At 37.8% G+C, this 19,993-nt stretch carries 18 protein-coding genes and 1 tRNA gene; 8 read left to right on the top strand and 11 right to left on the bottom strand.

What is annotated here, in order from left to right:
- Positions 1-14 precede the first annotated feature (14 nt).
- The 4 genes from ACU8DI_RS04175 (at position 15) to ACU8DI_RS04160 (ending at position 7,798) form a co-directional block, all read left to right on the top strand.
- Positions 15-2,042 carry an FG-GAP-like repeat-containing protein gene (locus tag ACU8DI_RS04175; protein WP_447111477.1) on the top strand — a complete coding sequence of 676 codons (2,028 nt, stop codon included), beginning with the start codon at positions 15-17 and terminating at the stop codon, positions 2,040-2,042.
- A gap of 78 nt (positions 2,043-2,120) precedes the next feature.
- On the top strand, positions 2,121-4,541 hold the full coding sequence (locus ACU8DI_RS04170) for an FG-GAP-like repeat-containing protein (RefSeq protein ID WP_447111476.1): 2,421 nt from the start codon (positions 2,121-2,123) through the stop codon (positions 4,539-4,541).
- 93 nt (positions 4,542-4,634) lie between these two features.
- Positions 4,635-6,806 carry a prolyl oligopeptidase family serine peptidase gene (locus ACU8DI_RS04165; protein WP_447111475.1) on the top strand — a complete coding sequence of 724 codons (2,172 nt, stop codon included), beginning with the start codon at positions 4,635-4,637 and terminating at the stop codon, positions 6,804-6,806.
- Positions 6,807-6,883: 77 nt separating this feature from the next.
- Positions 6,884-7,798, top strand: coding sequence for an ABC transporter ATP-binding protein (locus ACU8DI_RS04160; protein WP_447111474.1), 915 nt, complete (start codon positions 6,884-6,886; stop codon positions 7,796-7,798).
- A 31-nt stretch (positions 7,799-7,829) separates the two neighbouring features.
- On the opposite strand, the gene ACU8DI_RS04155 is transcribed toward ACU8DI_RS04160, so the two are convergent.
- From ACU8DI_RS04155 to ACU8DI_RS04120, 8 genes are read right to left on the bottom strand one after another with little or no spacing between them, the layout of a single operon-like run.
- A complete protein-coding gene (locus tag ACU8DI_RS04155) occupies positions 7,830-8,402 on the bottom strand; it encodes a 4'-phosphopantetheinyl transferase family protein (RefSeq protein WP_447111473.1) in 573 nt (190 codons plus the stop codon).
- Positions 8,399-8,653 (bottom strand): acyl carrier protein, encoded by a 255-nt coding sequence (locus tag ACU8DI_RS04150; protein WP_447111472.1) that lies wholly within the window; start codon positions 8,651-8,653, stop codon positions 8,399-8,401. The genes ACU8DI_RS04155 and ACU8DI_RS04150 overlap by 4 nt, the downstream gene beginning before the upstream one ends.
- Before the next feature lie 3 nt (positions 8,654-8,656).
- Complete coding sequence (locus tag ACU8DI_RS04145; RefSeq protein ID WP_447111471.1) at positions 8,657-9,928, bottom strand: beta-ketoacyl-[acyl-carrier-protein] synthase family protein; 1,272 nt, start codon at positions 9,926-9,928, stop codon at positions 8,657-8,659.
- Positions 9,925-10,362 carry a 3-hydroxyacyl-ACP dehydratase FabZ family protein gene (locus ACU8DI_RS04140; protein ID WP_447111470.1) on the bottom strand — a complete coding sequence of 146 codons (438 nt, stop codon included), beginning with the start codon at positions 10,360-10,362 and terminating at the stop codon, positions 9,925-9,927. The genes ACU8DI_RS04145 and ACU8DI_RS04140 overlap by 4 nt, the downstream gene beginning before the upstream one ends.
- Positions 10,363-10,379: 17 nt before the next feature.
- Positions 10,380-11,177, bottom strand: a complete 798-nt coding sequence (locus tag ACU8DI_RS04135) for an SDR family oxidoreductase (RefSeq protein ID WP_447111469.1) — start codon at positions 11,175-11,177, stop codon at positions 10,380-10,382.
- Entirely contained in the window at positions 11,171-12,223 is a 1,053-nt protein-coding gene (locus ACU8DI_RS04130; protein WP_447111468.1) for a type III polyketide synthase, read from the bottom strand. The genes ACU8DI_RS04135 and ACU8DI_RS04130 overlap by 7 nt, the downstream gene beginning before the upstream one ends.
- Positions 12,220-12,939, bottom strand: a complete 720-nt coding sequence (locus ACU8DI_RS04125; RefSeq protein ID WP_447111467.1) for a methyltransferase domain-containing protein — start codon at positions 12,937-12,939, stop codon at positions 12,220-12,222. The genes ACU8DI_RS04130 and ACU8DI_RS04125 overlap by 4 nt, the downstream gene beginning before the upstream one ends.
- Positions 12,936-14,108 carry an NAD(P)/FAD-dependent oxidoreductase gene (locus ACU8DI_RS04120; protein WP_447111569.1) on the bottom strand — a complete coding sequence of 391 codons (1,173 nt, stop codon included), beginning with the start codon at positions 14,106-14,108 and terminating at the stop codon, positions 12,936-12,938. Before ACU8DI_RS04120 ends, ACU8DI_RS04125 begins: the two co-directional genes overlap by 4 nt.
- 618 nt (positions 14,109-14,726) lie before the next feature.
- On the opposite strand from ACU8DI_RS04120, the gene ACU8DI_RS04115 reads away from it, so the two are divergent.
- The 4 genes from ACU8DI_RS04115 (at position 14,727) to ACU8DI_RS04100 (ending at position 17,696) form a co-directional block, all read left to right on the top strand.
- Complete coding sequence (locus ACU8DI_RS04115) at positions 14,727-15,158, top strand: hypothetical protein (protein WP_447111466.1); 432 nt, start codon at positions 14,727-14,729, stop codon at positions 15,156-15,158.
- Between the two features lie 249 nt (positions 15,159-15,407).
- A tRNA-Pro gene (locus tag ACU8DI_RS04110) sits at positions 15,408-15,480 on the top strand.
- Positions 15,481-15,504: 24 nt separating this feature from the next.
- Positions 15,505-16,899: an RtcB family protein gene (locus ACU8DI_RS04105; RefSeq protein ID WP_447111465.1), complete on the top strand. Its 1,395-nt coding sequence runs from the start codon at positions 15,505-15,507 to the stop codon at positions 16,897-16,899.
- Positions 16,900-16,988: 89 nt separating this feature from the next.
- Positions 16,989-17,696, top strand: a complete 708-nt coding sequence (locus ACU8DI_RS04100; protein ID WP_447111464.1) for a DUF434 domain-containing protein — start codon at positions 16,989-16,991, stop codon at positions 17,694-17,696.
- Here the strand turns inward: ACU8DI_RS04100 and ACU8DI_RS04095 are convergent.
- From ACU8DI_RS04095 to ACU8DI_RS04085, 3 genes are read right to left on the bottom strand one after another with little or no spacing between them, the layout of a single operon-like run.
- Positions 17,680-18,141 (bottom strand): 3-oxoacyl-ACP synthase, encoded by a 462-nt coding sequence (locus ACU8DI_RS04095; RefSeq protein ID WP_447111463.1) that lies wholly within the window; start codon positions 18,139-18,141, stop codon positions 17,680-17,682. The two genes, ACU8DI_RS04100 and ACU8DI_RS04095, sit on opposite strands and share 17 nt — an antisense overlap.
- Complete coding sequence (gene mtgA / locus ACU8DI_RS04090) at positions 18,125-18,832, bottom strand: monofunctional biosynthetic peptidoglycan transglycosylase (protein WP_447111462.1); 708 nt, start codon at positions 18,830-18,832, stop codon at positions 18,125-18,127. The genes ACU8DI_RS04095 and mtgA overlap by 17 nt, the downstream gene beginning before the upstream one ends.
- Positions 18,833-18,839: 7 nt before the next feature.
- Complete coding sequence (locus ACU8DI_RS04085; protein WP_447111461.1) at positions 18,840-19,946, bottom strand: NAD(P)/FAD-dependent oxidoreductase; 1,107 nt, start codon at positions 19,944-19,946, stop codon at positions 18,840-18,842.
- Between the last annotated feature and the right edge of the window lie 47 nt (positions 19,947-19,993).

The following is a 19,993-nucleotide window of genomic DNA, read 5'->3' as shown; positions in this document are numbered from 1 at the left end:
TTAAACTAAATGTTATGAAATCAAATTTACTATTTTTAACGAGCTTGTTTTTGGTCTTTTGCGCATCATCCTTTGGGCAACCTGCCAATGACGATATAGCTGGCGCTATTCCAATCACACCTTCTCCTGAAGGAACCGGTTGTGCTACAGCAACCTTTGTTTTACCTTTTTCCACAGACGGTACTACCGATAGTGGTGTACAAGGTGGATGTAGCCTATCTGGATTAGATCAATTTTTTACTTGGACTGCCACAACCAATGGGTTATTTTTTGCTTCCGACGATCCAGGAAACCCAGGAATTGTGGTTTGGGATGCAACTGGTACAAATGAGATTGCCTGTGCCACTACATTTTCTTCTGAATCGCTGAGTGGTTGGACTATAGGTGACGATTTAATCATTCAAATTTATGATTTTCAAGGTACAGCATTATCAGATGTTGGCTTTTGTTTAGAAGCGATTGATTTCGTTGCACCTCCACCAATCCCAGTGACATTTACATCACAAGCATCTAATACCTCAGGTAGTTATAGAGTGGCTGTGGTGGATATGAATGGTGATTTCCTAGATGATATGGTGTCTATTTCGGAGACGAATGTGAATATTAGAGAGCAAAATCCAGGAGGAACCTTCACTACAAAAAATATAACGACCACTCAAGCTGATTATTTACCTACTTGGAGCTTAGCTGCCGCTGATTACGATGGAAATGGCTACACCGATTTACTTTATGGTGGCGGAAGCGGTGTTACTTTTATGAAAGCGAATAACTCAGGAACAGGATTTACTGAAATATCTGGACCAGAGGATATCTTCTCTCAACGTTCCAATTTTGCAGATATCAATAATGATGGGAACCTCGATGCCTTTGTATGCCATGACGTGGCACCGAATGTGTACTATTTGAATGATGGTTCAGGAAATTTAACCTTTTATCAATCCAATGATCCTAGTGCTCCTTACAACTTAGGCGATTATCCATCAGGTGGTGATTACGGATCTATATGGATCGATTATGACAATGATAGAGATTTGGATTTATTTATTGCGAAGTGTGGTGGTGAAACTGCTAGAAGAACGAATCGCATGTATACGAATGATGGTAATGGTAATTTCTTTGAAAATGCTGTGGCGCTAGGTTTGGATGACCCAATGCAAACATGGTCTTCTGCTTGGGGAGATTTCGATGGTGATGGTGATATGGATGTTTTTGTTGGAGCTAGTTCAGGTGCTCACAAATTGATGAGAAATGATGGCGGAACATTTGTAGACATCACGGCGGGTTCTGGAATAAGTACCTTAACTACCAATTCAACTGAAACAGTCACCTTCGATTTTGATAACGACGGAAATTTAGACTTGGTTTCCGGTGGCAATATTTTATTTGGACATGGAGATATGACATTCGACATTTATACTAGTGTCTTTCCGGGTTCAGGTTCATACGGTGACTTAAACAACGATGGTTATATTGATGCCTTCAATTCTGGTAACATGTTTATCAATAATGCAGACAGTAATAACAATTGGATTAAAATTCATACGGTAGGAACTGTGAGTAACATCAACGGAATTGGCGCACGAGTAGAAGTTCACACAGCTTCTGGTGTTAAAATTAGAGATGTAAAAAGTGGTGACGGATTTAGATACATGAACTCTTTAAATACGCACATTGGCATTGGCCAAGAAACAACCATTACAAGTGTCGTGGTCTACTGGCCTTCTGGTATTATTGATACCATAAATAATCCATCTATAAATGCACCATTGGAAATCATTGAAGGAGACACCTTAAGTTTAGTAAACTCCCTCACGAATGATTTAGTGATTTATCCTATTCCTGCCACTGAAGTTTTAAATATTAACACTTTAGATATTTCAGAAGATACTGTTTATACCATCTTTGATATCACAGGAAAACGCATACATAATTCTAAACTGCAATCTTCAGTTATTGATGTGTCTCAACTGTCACCAGGAAATTATATTTTACGATTAGTTTCGGGATCTTCAATAAAAAGTCAAAAGTTTATTAAAAACTAAACAAAAAAGCTTCTAAATTAACACATTAGAAGCTTTTTTCTTATTTTTATGCACTTTCTTAACAAATAAACCATATTTATGAAAAAAATTACTCTTGCATTTTTTCTTTTAAGTGCCTTGTTTGGTTTCTCTCAAACATTAAACCAGCCTGCGAATTGGCCTAACACTAACTGGTCATTAACTGGAAATTATTTGACGGATGCGAATGTCTTAGAGGCTAACCCTCTTCTCGTAGATAGATTTGCTTATGATGATGACGATGCTCAAAACAACCACATAGATAATATTGCTGCAGAATCTCCTGTTGTTGATTTAACTGCAGCCTTTAATGCTAACGAACATTGGATAACTGTTGGATCGAGTTATGTATTTCGTGATATCGGAGAAGTTTTGATTGTCCAATATTGGGATGCAGACGCCAACACTTGGAATGACTGGGGAGCTGCTTTAGACGGCACCACCAATGCTATTAATGATAATTTTTGTTCAGGTAATTATGTAGCCTTTGGTTCAGACCCATTAGATATTTCAGGGTTTACTGCCAACCAATTAAGTAATTTTCAATATAGAATTTCATACGATGATGCCACTGCTGGAGGAAACTGGGGATGGGGATTTTGTTTCCAATCTCCCACTATTAGTTCCCAACCTGCGCCACCTTGTCCGAACATATCTAACTTAAGTGTCGCTAATATCTCTATAAATTCAGCAGATGTTTATTGGCAAGCTGGTAGTTCAGAAACCATTTGGGAAGTGGCTGTGCAGAGTCCAGGCTCTGGAGTTCCTACGGGTTCAGGAGTTGCAACTTCAGCAAATAACCCTTATGCTATTTCATCACTAAGTCCAGGCACTTCTTATGAAGTTTACGTTCGAGGATTTTGTGGAGGAAGCGATTACAGTAATTGGATAGGACCGGTAGCATTTACGACACTAGCGCCTGCTCGTGTCAACTTTATTAGTCAATCATTCCCATTAGGTGGGTACGATTTAACAGTTGTAGATATGAATGGCGACCATTTAGATGATATTGTTTCTGTAACGACCACGAATGTTAATGTGCATTATCAATTGCTAGGTGGTGGTTTTAATGAAGTAGATATTCCAACACCTAGTGCCGATTTTATGCCAACTTGGAGTATGGCAGCAGGTGACTTCGATAGAAATGGTCATACCGATTTATTATACGGAAATGGTTCTGGTGTTACTTTTATGAAATCAAATAGTACAGGTACCGGATTTACAGAAATATCAGGATCTGAATATGTGTTCTCGCAACGTTCCAATTTTGCAGATATTAACAATGATGGCCATCTCGATGCTTTTGTTTGTCATGATGTGGCTCCTAATGTTTATTATATCAATGACGGCTCTGGAAATCTAACCTTTTACCAATCAAACACAGCTGGAGCGCCAGTGAACTTAGGGGATTACCCTTCAGGCGGTAATTACGGTTCTATTTGGATTGATTATGATAATGATCGTGATTTAGATATGTTCATCGCAAAATGTGGTGGTGAAACTGATAGAAGAAGAAACAATATGTTAACAAACAATGGTGATGGCACCTACACTGAAAATGGTGCGGCACTTGGTTTAGATGACCCAATGCAAACTTGGTCATCATCTTGGGGTGATTACGATAATGATGGTGATATGGACCTCTTTGTTGGCGCAAGTTCAGGATCTCATAAATTGATGAGAAATGATGGCAATGGCGTTTTTGTTGATGTTACGGCTACAGCCAATGTGAGTAGCGCACCTACTGGCCATGAAAACGTGAGTTATGATTTCGATAACGATGGCTTTTTGGATATCGCTTGTAATGGGATGATTTTATATGGTAAAGGTGATATGACGTTTGAAGACTTAGACGATACACAAATCAACTATAAAAACGGCTCTTTCGGAGACTTGAATAACGATGGATTTATAGACACTTACTACAACGGTGTCATCTATATGAATGCCACGACTCCTAACAACTGGATTACAATTAATACTGTTGGTGTTGCTAGTAATATTGATGGTATTGGTGCACGTGTAGAGTTATACACCAATGCTGGTGTTCAAATTCGAGACGTCAGAAGTGGTGAAGGATTCGAATTCATGAGTACTTTAAATACGCATTTCGGAATTGGAAGCGAAACAACCATTAACAGTATTGTTGTTTATTGGCCTTCAGGTATTATAGATACTATTAGTAATCCTACGATAAACACCTCTCTTGAAATTGTGGAAGGTTCAACCTTAAGTTTAGAAAACTCATTTGTAAATGATTTAGTGATCTATCCAAATCCAACGAAAGATGAACTAAATATATCTAGTACAACTGGTTTAGATAACGCTGTTTATACGGTTTTTGATATCAATGGAAAACGCGTTATGAACGCTAAATTGACCCAAAACACTATTGACGTGAGTGAATTACAAACTGGTAATTACATCCTAAGAATTGTTTCTGGGAATTCAATAAAAAGTCAAAAGTTTATTAAGGAATAAACTCTTAACGTTATATTAAAAAAAGCCGTTGCAATCTCATTGCAGCGGCTTTTTCATTATTTTTGGAATACAACTAATCAAGACAAACACATTATGAAAAAAATTTCGTTATTACTCACTTTAATTGTAGTATTTAGTAGTGCTTGCAAAGAAGAAGTCAAAGAACAGAAAAAAGATATCGCTGTGAACTACCCTGAAACAAAAAAAGTTGATACTGTTACCAATTATTTTGGAACTGATGTTAAAGATCCTTACCGATGGCTAGAAGATGATAGAAGTGCCGAGACCGAAGCATGGGTAAAGTCTCAGAATGAAGCGACTTATGGTTACTTAGACAATATTCCGTATCGCGAAGAATTAAAAGACCGACTTTCCAAGTTGTGGAACTATGAAAAAGTAGGCGCGCCTTTTAAAGAAGGTGATTATACGTATTTTTATAAAAACGATGGACTTCAAAACCAGTATGTTATTTATCGTTACAAAACTGGTGAAGATCCAAGCACCGCGACTGTTTTCCTAGATCCAAATACTTTTAAAGAGGATGGCACCATTTCGCTTGGAGGCGCTAGTTTCTCAAAAAACGGTAAAATCTTAGCGTACGCTATTTCAGAAGGTGGTAGTGATTGGCGAAAAGTGCTTGTCATGGATACCGAATCTAAAGAAATCATCGAAGACACACTAAAAGATATTAAGTTTAGCGGCATGTCTTGGTATAAAAACGAAGGGTTTTATTACTCGAGTTATGACAAGCCTAAAGGAAGCGAATTATCTGCAAAAACAGATCAACACAAGGTTTATTATCATAAATTAGGCACACCTCAAAAAGAGGATCAATTAATTTATGGAGGCACGCCTGAAGAAAAGCATCGCTATATCTATGGTGGTGTTACTGAAGACAATCGCTATCTTCTTATTTCTCCAAGAATTTCTACTTCGGGAAATAAATTGCTTATCAAGGATTTAACGAAACCAAATAGTGATTTTATCACCATTCTTGATCACACAGACAGTGATACTTATGTTATTGAAAACGATGGAAGTAAGTTGTTTTTAGTGACGAATCTGGATGCACCAAATCAACGAATCGTCACTGTAGATGCGGCCAACCCAACTCCAGAAAACTGGGTAGATTTTATTCCTGAAACTGAAAATGTTTTGAGCCCTTCAACTGGTGGAGGTTACTTTTTTGCAGAATATATGGTAGATGCCGTATCTAAAGTACTTCAATATGATTACAACGGAAAATTAGTAAGAGAGGTTGAGTTGCCAGGTGTTGGCAGTGCTGGCGGTTTTGGGGCAAAAAAGGAAGAAACATCACTTTACTATTCGTTCACTAATTACGTCACTCCGGGAAGTATCTATAAATATGATATCGAAAGTGGCACTTCAGAACTTTACAGAAAACCACAAATTGATTTTAATCCTGAAGCTTATGAAAGTAAACAAGTCTTTTATAACTCTAAAGACGGTACTAAAATTCCAATGATTATTACCCATAAAAAAGGCTTAGAACTCAATGGAAAAAACCCAACCATACTATATGGTTATGGTGGCTTCAATATTAGTTTAACTCCTAGTTTTAGTATTGCCAATGCTGTTTGGATGGAACAAGGAGGTATTTATGCAGTGCCGAATCTCAGAGGTGGTGGAGAATATGGAAAAGCATGGCACGATGCTGGGACACAAATGAAAAAACAAAATGTATTTGACGACTTTATAGCAGCTGCCGAATATCTCATTGATAATAAGTATACCTCATCAGATTTTCTGGCAATTCGCGGTGGCTCTAATGGTGGATTATTAGTTGGTGCTACTATGACCCAACGACCAGATCTAATGAAAGTGGCACTACCTGCTGTTGGTGTTTTAGATATGTTACGTTACCATACATTTACTGCTGGTGCAGGTTGGGCTTATGACTATGGAACTGCGGATGATAGCAAGGAAATGTTTGATTACTTAAAAGGGTATTCACCTGTACACAACGTCAAAGAGGGTGTAGAATATCCAGCCACCTTAATTACTACTGGAGACCATGATGATCGGGTTGTTCCAGCTCATAGTTTTAAGTTTGCAGCGGAATTACAAGACAAACAATCTGGAACTAACCCTACCATCATACGCATTGAGACCGATGCTGGTCATGGTGCTGGAACTCCTGTTAGTAAAACCATTGAACAATATGCCGATATTTTTGGATTCACACTTTACAATATGGGTTATGACGTTCTTCCAAACAAAACAAAGGAGAAAGTTAAGGGCTAATTTCATGAGTCATAGAAGTTGAAAATTGAAAGCCGTTCCTTATAGAACGGCTTTTTTTATAGTACTTTTGTAAGACTATGCTCGCAATTAAAAACCTTAGTTTTTCATATCGTAAAAAATCACCTGTTTTGAATGGAATTTCATTCGTGGCTAAACAAGGAGAAAACTTAGCGATTATTGGTGAAAGTGGCTCAGGAAAAAGCACACTTTTAAAATTGATTTATGGAACGTATGATTTGCTTGAGGGTCAAATATTTTGGAAAGACACCGAAATTCTCGGGCCAAAATTCAATTTAGTCGTGGGTTATGATTTTATGAAATATGTGGCTCAGGAATTTGATTTGATGCCTTTCACAACTGTCGAAGAAAATATCGGTCAATTTTTATCTAATTTTTATCCGAAGGAAAAAGAAAAACGAACAGCAGAACTTTTAGATGTGGTGGAATTGACCCCATTCGCAAAGATAAAAGTGAAGTCGCTATCAGGTGGTCAAAAGCAACGTGTCGCTTTGGCCAGAGCCTTGGCAAGTGAGCCTGAGATTATTCTGTTAGATGAACCCTTCAGTCATATTGATAACTTTAAAAAGCAATCACTGAGACGTCGTGTCTTTCACTATTTGAAAAGTGAAGCTATTACCTGTATTGTTGCAACGCACGATCGTGAGGATGTCCTTGGGTTTGCAGATCAAATGATTGTACTTGATCAACAAAAAATAAGGGAACACGATACTCCAGAAAATTTATATCATCAACCGAAAACTTCACTCATTGCGGCATTTTTTGGAGAGTATAACCTTATTGAAAACCAACTGGTTTACGCACATCAATTAAAAAAAGTGGCAAATTCAGATTTTAAAGTAGTCGTCGTAAGAAGTTACTTTAAAGGACCTCATTATTTAATTGAAGCGCACTGGAATGAAAAAAGCATCTTTTTTGAAAACTCAAAAGCCATCGACAAAGATACCGTCGTTTGTCTAAGTGTTTCTAAATAACCGAATTGTTCCAATTGATACCGTTCACTCATTAGTATACAAAACCTGAGAAACGCCCGCAATGTGTTAAGGAGAGATGTATCGGCATTTTTCTTGAGGCATGATAGATTTCAGGTACGCCTGTTTCCGTCTTTTCGATTGTCAGATTTTTAACCTCCAAACCTGACGCCTGAGAGAACGATTTTAACACTTGAGTCTTCAAAAATTCACTTTGCTTCTTATAAGAGGAGATTTCCGATGTAAACACAGATGAGTGAACTTTCTCTCTATGGTCTTGAGTCGCAATAGTATAAATATAATCTGTGTGTAGTTGTGATGTCGTTGTATATACAGAGTCATTTATGGTCACCATTCCGCAAGATTTAGACAGACCTTGGCATTCTATACGTTTAGGATTGAAAAAACACTCACCAAATTGTTGAACATTACATTTATAAGCCGCCTCCTTGAGACTCCATAACCACCAAACGGCTTGATGCCGATCCTTAGCTTCATGAATCAAGGCTTGTTCGCTAACTGTAAAAACTTTATCTAAAAAACCAGGTCTTTCCCAATGAGATATACGCTTAATGTATGTTAAGTCGACTATGTCATTGCCAATCATTTTTCAGCTAGTTTTTCATTGACAATGGTCATGGCTGCCTTAACTGACGTCATTTTTTCCATATCATCATTTTCAATTCTTATATCGAAAGCATCCTCCACATCTAAAACAACATCGACTAAATTTGCCGAATTGATCTTTAAATCATTGATAAAATCCGTGTCTTCTGAAAGGTTCGCAAAGGCCTCTTCATCTTGAATATAAGGTTCAACAATCGATTTGAGTTGCTCAATTAATTCTTCTTTAGTCATAACTTAATTATATCTTTTAAAGATAATACAACCATTGACATCCCCAAAACCAAAACTTGCTTTTGCGGCAATCTGTAAATCTGTGTGTAATATACGTTTGGCGATTTTTTCTTCGGAAATTAGAGATGCGATTTCCGGATGTACAACTTCGCAGTTTAAATTTGGGAAAACAAACTGATCCTTTAATTGCAATACCGTAGCCACAGACTCGATACTTCCTGAAGCTGATAAACAATGACCCACCATCGATTTTAACGAATTGATGAATGGAAAATCCTTCCCTTTTCTGTTCAGAGCTTTGGTCCAATTTTCAATTTCGAGGCTATCTTTGGAGGTCGCTGTTAAATGTCCGTTGATGGTATCAATATCTTTGGATGAAATATTCGCATTAGCAACCGCTTCTGAAATACAACGTTGCACAGCTTCAGCGTTTGGTGCTGTCATTGTTCCTCCATGTCGTTGTCCTCCTGAATTTATGTGGCCACCTAAAACCTCAGCATAAATTCTCGCGTTTCGCTTTAGAGCACTCTCTAAAGATTCAAGCACCAACGCACCTGCGCCTGCGCCTGGAACAAATCCGGAGGCACTAGCGCTCATAGGTCTTGAGGCTTTTTCTGGCGCATCATTATGCTTGTAGGTCATCACACGCATGGCATCAAATCCACCCCAGATATATGGACCATCGTCACTACAGCTCCCAACAAGCATCCGTTTCGCCTGTCCGTGAGCAATACGATCATACCCCATCATAATGGCTTCAGTACCCGTAGTACATGCCGAAGAATTTGTAGTAACTTGGTTGCCCAACCCTAAGATACCACCTAAAAACGCACTGATACCACTAGCCATAGTTTGCACTACCACAGTGCTACCAAGACGTTTTACATCACCTTGATCAAGTTTGTAAATCGCTTCTCTGAACTTTTCAACACCAGAAGTGCCAGTTCCAAAAACAGTACCACTATCGAAATCTAATGTGCTTTCAGGATCGACAGTAAATCCAGCATCTTTCCACGCATCGATTCCCGCCATGCAACCGTACAAAATACCTGAACTATTAAAATTTCGCAACTGTAGAGGTGTTAGATATTCTAATTTTTTTGCTTCAGAAATTTCAGGGATACCACCTATACAGCACGAAAAATTTAAGTCTGCTAATTGTTGATGAAACCGAATTCCTGAATGGCCCTTTTTAATGGCTTTAGAGAACGCATCAAGCCCAACACCATTGGGTGCTACAACGCCTAAACCTGTAATAACCACTCTGTTTTTCATACGCTTATCATACCTGATAAATGACCTCTGCAAATAAGATCACCTTCGTTATTAAGCATCTTAACCCGACACTTTAATTTATGAAATCGAAAGACTTCTTTTTCTGAAACTACAGTGACTTTATCACCTGGAAGCACGGGAAGAAAAAAATCCACTTGTGCAGATGTAAAGGCTATTTTAGTCGCCTTACTATTGGCTATGGTATCTTTCAGTATATAAATGCCTAAACTTACCAACCCTATTTGTGCCATACATTCTATTAAAATCACACCTGGTGTGACTGGATTATTTTTAAAATGACCTTTATAAAAATAATCATCATGATGAAACTGATAAGTTCCTGTGATTCCTTCCGAAGACATTTCAGAAAGTTCATCAACAAATAAAAAAGGCGCTTGATATGGTAATTGTGCAATGATTTCTTGACTATTCATAGTAACTTAGAGTTGTATTAAGAGATATGTTCACCGCCATCTACTGGAATTACACAGCCATTGATCCAGCTAGCTTCATTTTTACTTAATAGATAGACGGCATTAGCGACATCTTCCGGTAGGGTTAAGCGATGATACGGATTGCGTTTTAAACTGTGCGCTTTAATTTGATTACTTCCAGGAATCATTCGTAAGGATGCGGTATCAGTGACACCAGCTTGAATACAGTTGGCTCTTATCCCATGAGTTGCGAATTCCAAAGCAATATTTCTTGTAATGGCTTCTAAGGTCACTTTGGCGGCAGAAACAGCTGCGTAGTTACGCCAAGCTTTCGTGTTTCCTTCACTTGTAAAACTGATAATTCTAGCATCACTGGCAAACAGTTTTGCCTCGAATATCGCCTGAGTCCAATCGTACAAACTTATTGCCATAGCATTGATGGTGAGATTAAAATCATCATTTTTTAGTGTTGGCACTCCATCACCAATCATTGGTTTCAAGTTGCCTTTAGCAACACTATGAACTAAGGTTCTGATACGTCCGTTTTCTCCGAGTATGGTTTTTAATTCTGAAATAACGAGGGCTCGTTTTTCCTCATTCAAGGCATCTAAATTATAGGCTTTAAATTTAATTCCTTCGGCTTTGATGTTTTCAAATGCTTTACTAATGGCTTCCTCCTGAGTTCTTGAGTTTCTATGAAGGATACAGATATGCATGCCATGTTTAGCCAGTTTTTTTGCTGTTGCTAATCCTAATCCACTGGAACCTCCCAGAATGAGAGCCCAATAATTTTTATTTTCAAAGTCTTTTACCATTCCAATAATATACGTTGTGCTGAAAATCCAGGACCAAAACTCAACATTAAACCTTTATCGCCTTTTGGTAATTGTTTATCCATAAAGCGTTCTAAAACGTATAGCACTGTAGCACTGCTCATATTCCCATATAACTGCAAAACGGCCTTGGTGTCCTCAATAGTCTTTCCTAAAGATCCGAATAAATCTTCAACTGTTTGAACTATTTTCTTTCCTCCTGGATGAAAAATCAAATGGTCAATATCGTTAATTGTTATGCCATTACGTTCTAAAAACGGATGGATAATCTTTGGAAAATGAGCTGAAATAGTCTCTGGCACTGCTTTGTCCAAAATCATTTGCAGTCCTGTGTTCACCAATTTAAAGCCCATCATGCTTTCAGCGTCGTAAAAATGGTACATAGCTTCATCGAGAATTTGAGGTCCTGAATCCTCTTCGTACGAAGATAAAATGACACTGGAAGCACCATCGCCAAAAATGGCTGCACTCACAATATTGACCATGGAGTAGTCATTCAATTGAAATGTGGCTGTTGGTGATTCTACGGCAATGACCGCAGCACGTTTATTGGGATTAGCCTTCAAAAAATTCTTGGCATAAATGATCCCAGATACGCCTGCAGCACATCCCATTTCGGTCACAGGAAGCCTCACAATATCTTGTTTCATTTTAAGATTGTTGATAAGATAGGCATCCATAGAAGGAATCATAATTCCGGTACAGCTCACGGTAATAATATAATCGATATCCTGAGGTTGTAAATTGGCTTTGTCTAGAGCTTTTACCAAGGACTGTTCTGCCAATGCGACCACTTCCCGACTGTAAATATTGTTTTTCTCCTCAAAAGAGGTTTTTGTAAAAACGTCCTCAGCGTCCATAATTGAATACCTTCTGTCCACTCCAGCATTCTCGAACAGTTTGATGACCTTCCGTTGAAAGCGTTCCTCTTGTCCAGACAACCACACATTCAAATAGGGAATAATGTCTTTAGTTTCCCGTGTATATTTTGGTAGTTGTTTAGCGACTGACGTTATTTTTACATTCATATTTTTTTGGGCTTTAGAATCCACTGGAATCGAAATGCCCATTTCCATTTAATTCGAAAATCGGCATCTAAATTTTGTGAAATCTCTTCTAATTCTTTTCGTTTAAATCCTCGCAAAACTGAGGTAAGACCATCCTCTATGATGGTTCTATTTTTTATCGTAATACATAATAATTTAAATAAATAATAGGCGAGTTTATGTCGATGTAAATCATTTATCACTACACCAATTTTTGCCTTTTTTACGACGGGACTCAACAAGGTGATAAGCGCCTCTTTATCAAAATGATGCAAAAAAAGTGTTGCCAAAACGACATCATACTGTAAAGCATTAAAATCCTCCGAAAACACATCAATAGTTTCAAATGTAATCGTATCGAAAGCTTCAGATTGCCGCTTCGCATAAGCCACCGTATGAGGATTTGCATCAATGCCCAATAATTGAAATTGGTACCCATGACGTTTGCCATACTTGGCTATTTCCCTCAAAATATCACCACTACCACATCCTACATCGACAATAGTTACAGGCAACTCCTTTGGGTGATTTGCCAACAAAATTTTGAGCCCATTTATCGTCACCTGATTGCCTCCTAGCCAGCGGTTTATCTTAGCCAGTTTATCTAAGGCATCGTGAAGCACTGGACCATGATAATTTAAATCGTCCATGATTTCTTCCTTATTGCTTCTGTATGTGGTGTTAACCAATAAACTCATGGTACTTGCATTAATTCGCCGTGGGTTTGTTTAATGATATAAGGTAACAGGCTTGGAAACCATTTTAATCCTCTTAGTGCTGCTTCAGAAGCTTTAGGTGCATTAAAGACACGAGCTATGAGCTGACCCGTTTTTAAGCGTGACTNTGCTGCTTCAGAAGCTTTAGGTGCATTAAAGACACGAGCTATGAGCTGACCCGTTTTTAAGCGTGACTTAAAATTGGCGGTCCAAGCTTTGGTGTACTGCGTTTCCAACTTATTCCTAGTAAAATCTTTATCTCTGTAATATTTCAAAATCAATTCAGAAGCTATTTGAGCGCTTCGCATGGCCATACTCATTCCATTACCACACAAAGGATGGATTAATGCGGCAGTATCGCCACACATCAAGATATGATTTTCTATCGGTTTTTTGGCTTCAAATGAAATTTGACTGATGGTTAGTGGTTGCTCAAAAACAGGATTCGTATGATTAAACAGGGTTTCTAGGTGATGGTTCTTGTATAATACATGTTCTTGGAACTCTTGAATATTCTTATGTTTTTTAAAGGCTCTAAAATTTGTAATATAGCAGAGATTGATATGATCATTTTCTACTTTAGACGCACCACAATAACCGCCTCTAAAATTGTGAAGCGCAACGACATTCTCTGAAAAGTCGCCCTCAACATGTGTTTTAACTGCCAAATATGGTGATTTACTCGCTATAAATTTACGTTGTAATTGCCTATCTAATTGGGCGCGTTTTCCATAGGCACCAATCACTATTTTTGCTTGAAACACACCTTGATCTTTGGTTTTGACTGAAAAAAGGTCATTCTCATACGTTATATTTTCAACAACACCCTCCAATAAATTTGCACCAGATTCAATAGCATGATTAGCCATTGCAGCATCTAAACAATAGCGACTAATGCCAAAACCACCCAATGGCAAGCTGGTTGAAAGCAGTTTGCCGGTTGTGCTTGACAATTGAAATTCATTAATGTGTTTGGCACCGAGCTGAAATACGTCCACACCCAAATAATTGAGATATGGTAGCACTTCGTTAGAAATATATTCTCCACAAACTTTGTGCTTAGGGTAGCTATTTTTCTCAATAACTAGCACATGCAGTGCCTTTTTTGATAAGTGAATGGCACTAGATAAACCTGCCAATCCACCACCCACAATGATCACATCAAATATTGGCGTTGTAGTATTCAACTTCTTTCTCTAAATCTTTTTTTAAAGATACAGATATAAGCGTTTAAATAACGTTAAAATAATGGCATATATTCTGAATATATTAAACCATTTGGTAATTGAACAGATGAAAATTCTAGAGGTGATTCATATTGATATTACAGGTATCTGTTCAACTAAAGCTAAATTTATTTGCTTTTTTCAAAAAATTATAATACTTCGTATTATGTGCTCAAATTTCCAGGGTTTTGAAAAATAAATTTTGAAAATTCAAAAATTAATCTCAATCTTTGCATCGCTTTCAACCAAAAATACCGTTGAATAAAAATTAGAAATTATGAGTTTATTTATCACATATCAAAATCGACCGAAAGGAATTCTACCTTTTGTGCTGCTTCGTGATTATAGATAGATCAACTTTTCAATTACCAATGAAAAATCCGAAGCAATTAAAAAACTGTTTCGGATTTTTTGTTTTCAGTTATTAGCATACCTGCTAAACAATTTCCCAAACAGCAATTACAACATCGAACTTCTCTGTCGCATTGCGCACAGTCGAAACGCGTCATTTAAGTTCCAAATCAATTATTAAAAAATAAAACAATGGACACGAATTTGTTAAACAACTACGTGTTAAAAGCCATAGATGCTTATCCATACGATTTAGAAGAAACCGTAGAAAATCTGAACTATGCCTTGTCTTACGAGAGTGATAATGCCTATGCCTTATATCTCATGGGACGCTTGCAAGCTGAGCAGTTTGGAGATTATGAAAAAGCCAAATTCTATTTTGCTGAAGCATTAGCGAATAAAATGGACTTTATAAAAGTTTATCCAAGATACATCTCGGTGTTACTTTGGAATCATGATTTCGATGAAGCGCAAAAATTGATAGCGTTTGCAAAAACAGTAAAAGCGATTCAAAAAGGCGAAATTTTAGTATTGGAAGCCCAACTCTTCGAATGTCAAGAAGCGTATAAAGAAGCATTGAAAACTTTTAAAAAAGCGAAGTTGTTGGTTTACAATAACGATTAAGCCTCGTTTATAGATGCAGAAATTAGCAGAGTTAAAAAGAAGGTAACATCAAAGAAGAAAAAGAAGACTTCTTCTAAAAACAAAAAAAAGCGTAAAAAAAAGAAGAGATAATTTTAACTACGTAAAAAGATTGCGCAATAGGGTGACTTGCAGTGTAATCATAAAGAAGTCTTATTAGTTAGACTTTGGTAGTAGTGCTCCATCAGTCAAAGGAACTGGTGGAGCTTCATAAAAATTTAAAAACAATATCTGGGAAGATAACGATTGGTTGTTTACTCGCTTTGGATGCGAGAGGTTGCAGGTTCGAATCCTGCTTCTCAGACTAAATGGTGTAAAAATGACATATATGAAAACAAAAATTACTGGACACGACTTAATAGCCTTAGGATTTCAACAAGGCAAATGGATGAAAGAGGCCATAAGTTATATTAATCAACATGAATTAGAAGGAAAGGCCATGGATACTTACTTGGAGCAATTCAAATCTCCAGATCCCATCGCATTACATGAATCTCCTGTTGCATTTTCAATCAATATCAAAGCCGAAAATGAACTGGAAAAAGAGAATGTGTCTAAGGTTATCAATTCCATGCAAACGCTCATGAAAACACCAACTTTAGTGGATGGAGCCATCATGCCTGATGCTTGTCCTGCTGGTCCAGACGGTACCATTCCTGTAGGTGGTGTCGCTGTTGCTAAAAATGCCATACACCCAGGAATGCATAGCGCTGATATTTGTTGTTCCGTGATGCTCACCGATTTTGGTAAAACAGACCCTAAAACGATTTTGGATGCCGCACATGCAAATACACATTTTGGTCCTGGCGGACGAGATAGAAATAGCCAGTTCCGATTTCCAAAAGCACTGTTAGAAGCTTTCGAGGCCAACTCCCTTTTGAATGATGGTCAGATGATTCAAATTGCGAGATCTCACTTAGGAACGCAAGGTGATGGTAACCACTTCTTGTTTGTTGGTACGTCTAAAAAAACCGGGAATACGATGCTCGTCACACATCACGGATCCAGAGGTCCTGGTGCAAGATTGTATATCAAAGGCATGAAGCTTGCAGAACGTTTTAGAAAAGATTTATCTCCTGAAACTAAAAAGCAAAATGCCTGGATTCCTTTTGATACTCACGAAGGACAATCCTACTGGGAAGCCTTGCAAGTGATTAGACAATGGACAAAAGCGAATCATGAGGTAGTGCATAATGCTGTCGCTGATACTTTAAATATTTCCATTGAAAATCGCTATTGGAACGAGCATAACTTTGTATTTAAAGATGGTGATTTGTTCTACCATGCGAAAGGAGCCACACCTTTAGATGCTAAGTTTATGCCAGACATTACTGGTCCGAGATTAATCCCGTTAAACATGAGTGAACCTGTCTTGATTGTTGAAGGGCATACCACTAAAACCAATTTAGGTTTTGCACCACATGGTGCTGGTAGAAATGTGAGTAGAACGCAGCATAGAAAACAAAAATCAGGAACCACGATGCAAATCTTTAAAGAGGAAACTAGAGGTTTGGATGTTCGTTTCTTTTCAAAAGAAATTGACATAACGGAGTTACCTTCTGCTTATAAAAATGCCGAAGCCGTTAGAACACAAATGGCTGAGTTTGGCCTAGGAAAAGTGATTGACGAGGTGATGCCTTATGGTTGTATTATGGCTGGCGATTGGCAGAAGAACGCGCCATGGAAGATTCGTAGAGATAAAAGAAAGCGTAATAGAACGTAGGTTTTAGAAAAGTAAAAGCAGATTAACTTCGGTTGGTCTGCTTTTTTAACTCCGTACAAAACACTATTTTCAATGGAAGATTCAAGCACATGAGTAAGCAGAGAAATAGAGGAAAAAACAATAACGATGATCAGCTCTTTGGAGGTGATCTTATGCAACATAAAATAAAGCAAGCGGTGGCAGATATGCAGTATTTGCTTTCAAGAGGCTTTGCAGAAAAATCATCATTACAGTTAGTGGGAAATCGCTATCGCCTGAATGTGAGACAACAAAAAGCCGTTCAAGGCATGAGTGCATCGACGGAGCAATTACATCGTCGTCAAAAACATGAACTGTCCTATGAACAGCTCAAATCAGAAACTATTATCATTGACGGCTTCAACTTACTAATCATTTTAGAGAGCGCTTTATCTGGCGCTTATCTCTTCAAAGGCTTGGACAACGCTTATCGCGATTTATCTGGCGTACATGGGACTTATAAACGCGTCCAACAAACCGAAAAAGCATTACGCCTTGTAGGTAATCTCCTTTTAAAGCATCACGTCATTTGGGTGTTTGATCAACCGGTGTCCAACAGTGGAAGACTTAAAACCTTGCTTCGTGAGACAGCAAAAAAACACGACTTTCAATGGGAGGTGATCTTAGATAATAATCCAGATAAACGCTTAGCGGAAAGTGAACATGTCGTCGTAAGTTCGGATGCTTGGGTTTTGGATCGCTGTGCCAAATGGCTGAATCTCGGTAAACTCCTTATTGAATCTCATATCGACACATCTTTAATTATAGAACCTCAGTGATTTTGAAAGTATTGGACCTAAAATTAATGTTATCTCCTGTTGACTTTCCCAATAACAATTGTCCCATAGGAGTGTCTGCTGAAATCGCATAATAGGTGGTCTCATTGACATGCAGTTCACCTACACTTACAGCGATATAATAATTGGCATTTGTGGTTAAAACAAGACTTCCAAGTCCTATGTTTTTTGAAGGTTTGATTCGCTTAATTTGAGACAGAATCCGATTAGATTTTTCAATTTGAGCTAATTGTTGTCCTGCTTTTTCACGTTCTAATTGTAACATCGCTCGACCTGTTTCATGCTTATCTCCTGCAGAACTTTTGGTTTCTGAAGCTAAAGATTCCTGAATATCCTTAATTTTAGTTTCAACAGCTTGGAGCCGAAGGTCCACGGCATTTTGACATAATTCAAAAAGCTGGACTTTTAAATTATTTGTTGTTTTCATCTCTCGTAGGATATTTAAGTGGACCAAAGTAGTGCATTTGTTGGACGATCCAAGTCTTTCGACCTTCAATATACGTAGTCGCAGGATGCGCTTTATAGCGTAAAGGGCTCGGTAATATCGCTGCGATAGCAGCCGCTTCTCTTTTAGTTAAACGTGCTGCCGGTTTTTGAAACCAATAGGCTGATGCGGCTTGTGCACCATAAACACCAGGACCCATTTCAATACTATTGAGATAGACTTCCATGATACGTTCCTTACTCCAAACGAGCTCAATCAAAAACGTAAAATAGGTTTCCAAGGCTTTTCGAAACCAGCTGCGTTGCGGCCACAGAAAAACATTCTTAGCCGTTTGCTGACTAATGGAGCTTGCGCCTTTCAAACGTTTCCCTTGTTTATTACTCTTATAGGCTTTTTCTATAGCTGCCACATCAAAGCCATGGTGCTTTAAAAAATTTTGATCTTCGCTACAAATAACAGCCAATTGAAGTTCTTTAGAAATATCCTCTATAGGCACCCATTCGTGTTTCCAAGTACGTTTTTCTTTGTTAGGTTCTTCAAAATTTCGAATGACCATTAAAGGCGTCATTGGTACTGGAGCCCATTTAAAAACAACGACTATAACAATTGAAAAGACAAATAACCAAAACAGTGTCTTAAAAATGAATCTAAAAAAACGTTTGATAAATCTCATACAAGGGTTATACTAAGTCTGCTAAGTCTCTACCAATTAAACTTCCTATGGCTACACCCATACCTCCCAAACGCGCACCACAATAGACGTTATTGCTCAAGGCTTTTACAACGGGTGTTTTTTGATTACCAACACCCATGATGCCACTCCAACGATGATCGATTTCAAATGCGGTATTCGGTAGAATAGTTGTTGATAATAGTCTTTCCAGTTCATTTTGTACCAAGGCGGTTTGGTTGAACTCCGTGGTCTCTTCAGTTTTAAAATCAAGTTGTCTACCACCACCCAAAAGAATACGATTATCAATATTTCGAAAATAATAATACCCTTGATCCAAATGAAACGTTCCTTTGATGTGTAAATCTTTTATAGGTTTTGTAATTAATACCTGCGCTCTTGCTGGTTTCACCTTAGGGATATTTAACTGGCCTGCAAAACCATTAGTTGCTATGAGTAATTTAGAGGTTGCAAATTCCATCTGATTTGTTTTTACCTGCACTTCATGCAGACCGTCAGAAAATTGTTCAACGACTATATTATTTAAGATTTTTACCCCTTTATCTTGGACCTTTTTCAGCAAAGCTACCATCATTTTACCAGTGTCTATTTGACCTTCAAAGGCATTGTAGGCTATGTTTTTTTGACAATTTTCAAAACCGAAAACGAGATCTTTAAAGTGAAATACCTCAGCACCAAACAGAGGCATAATCAAGGCATTGATTTGGTGCTTTTGTGTTCTGCAAGCCTCTAAAATTTCTGGATCTTTAAATAATTCGTAGCCACCTAATTCTTGATAATCAATCGCGCTGTCCCCTAAGGTTGAACGTAACATACGCAATCCTTCTAGGCGTTGATGCACGAGTTGATACACGGCTTCTTCACTATGGGTTTTTAGATCGTCTAAAATTTCACTTAAACTGCCGAAACACGCAAAGCCTGCATTTTTTGTACTTGCACCTTGTGGTAGAAATCCTTTTTCTAAAATCAGAATATTCGCTTTAGGAAAACGGTTCTTTAATTGTAAAGCACAGTTCAAACCCACAATACCACTACCTACTATGGTATAGTCTATTTGACTCAGCCAAGATTTTATTTCCCAATAACTTAAATTCATCAACCTAATGTACTATTTTTTGTGTTAAGGATGGCGCCATTGTTGGA

Source organism: Psychroserpens sp. BH13MA-6, from assembly GCF_052983595.1.
The sequence above is the reverse complement of the archived record's forward strand: the minus strand, read 5'-3'. Positions and strand labels throughout refer to the sequence as shown.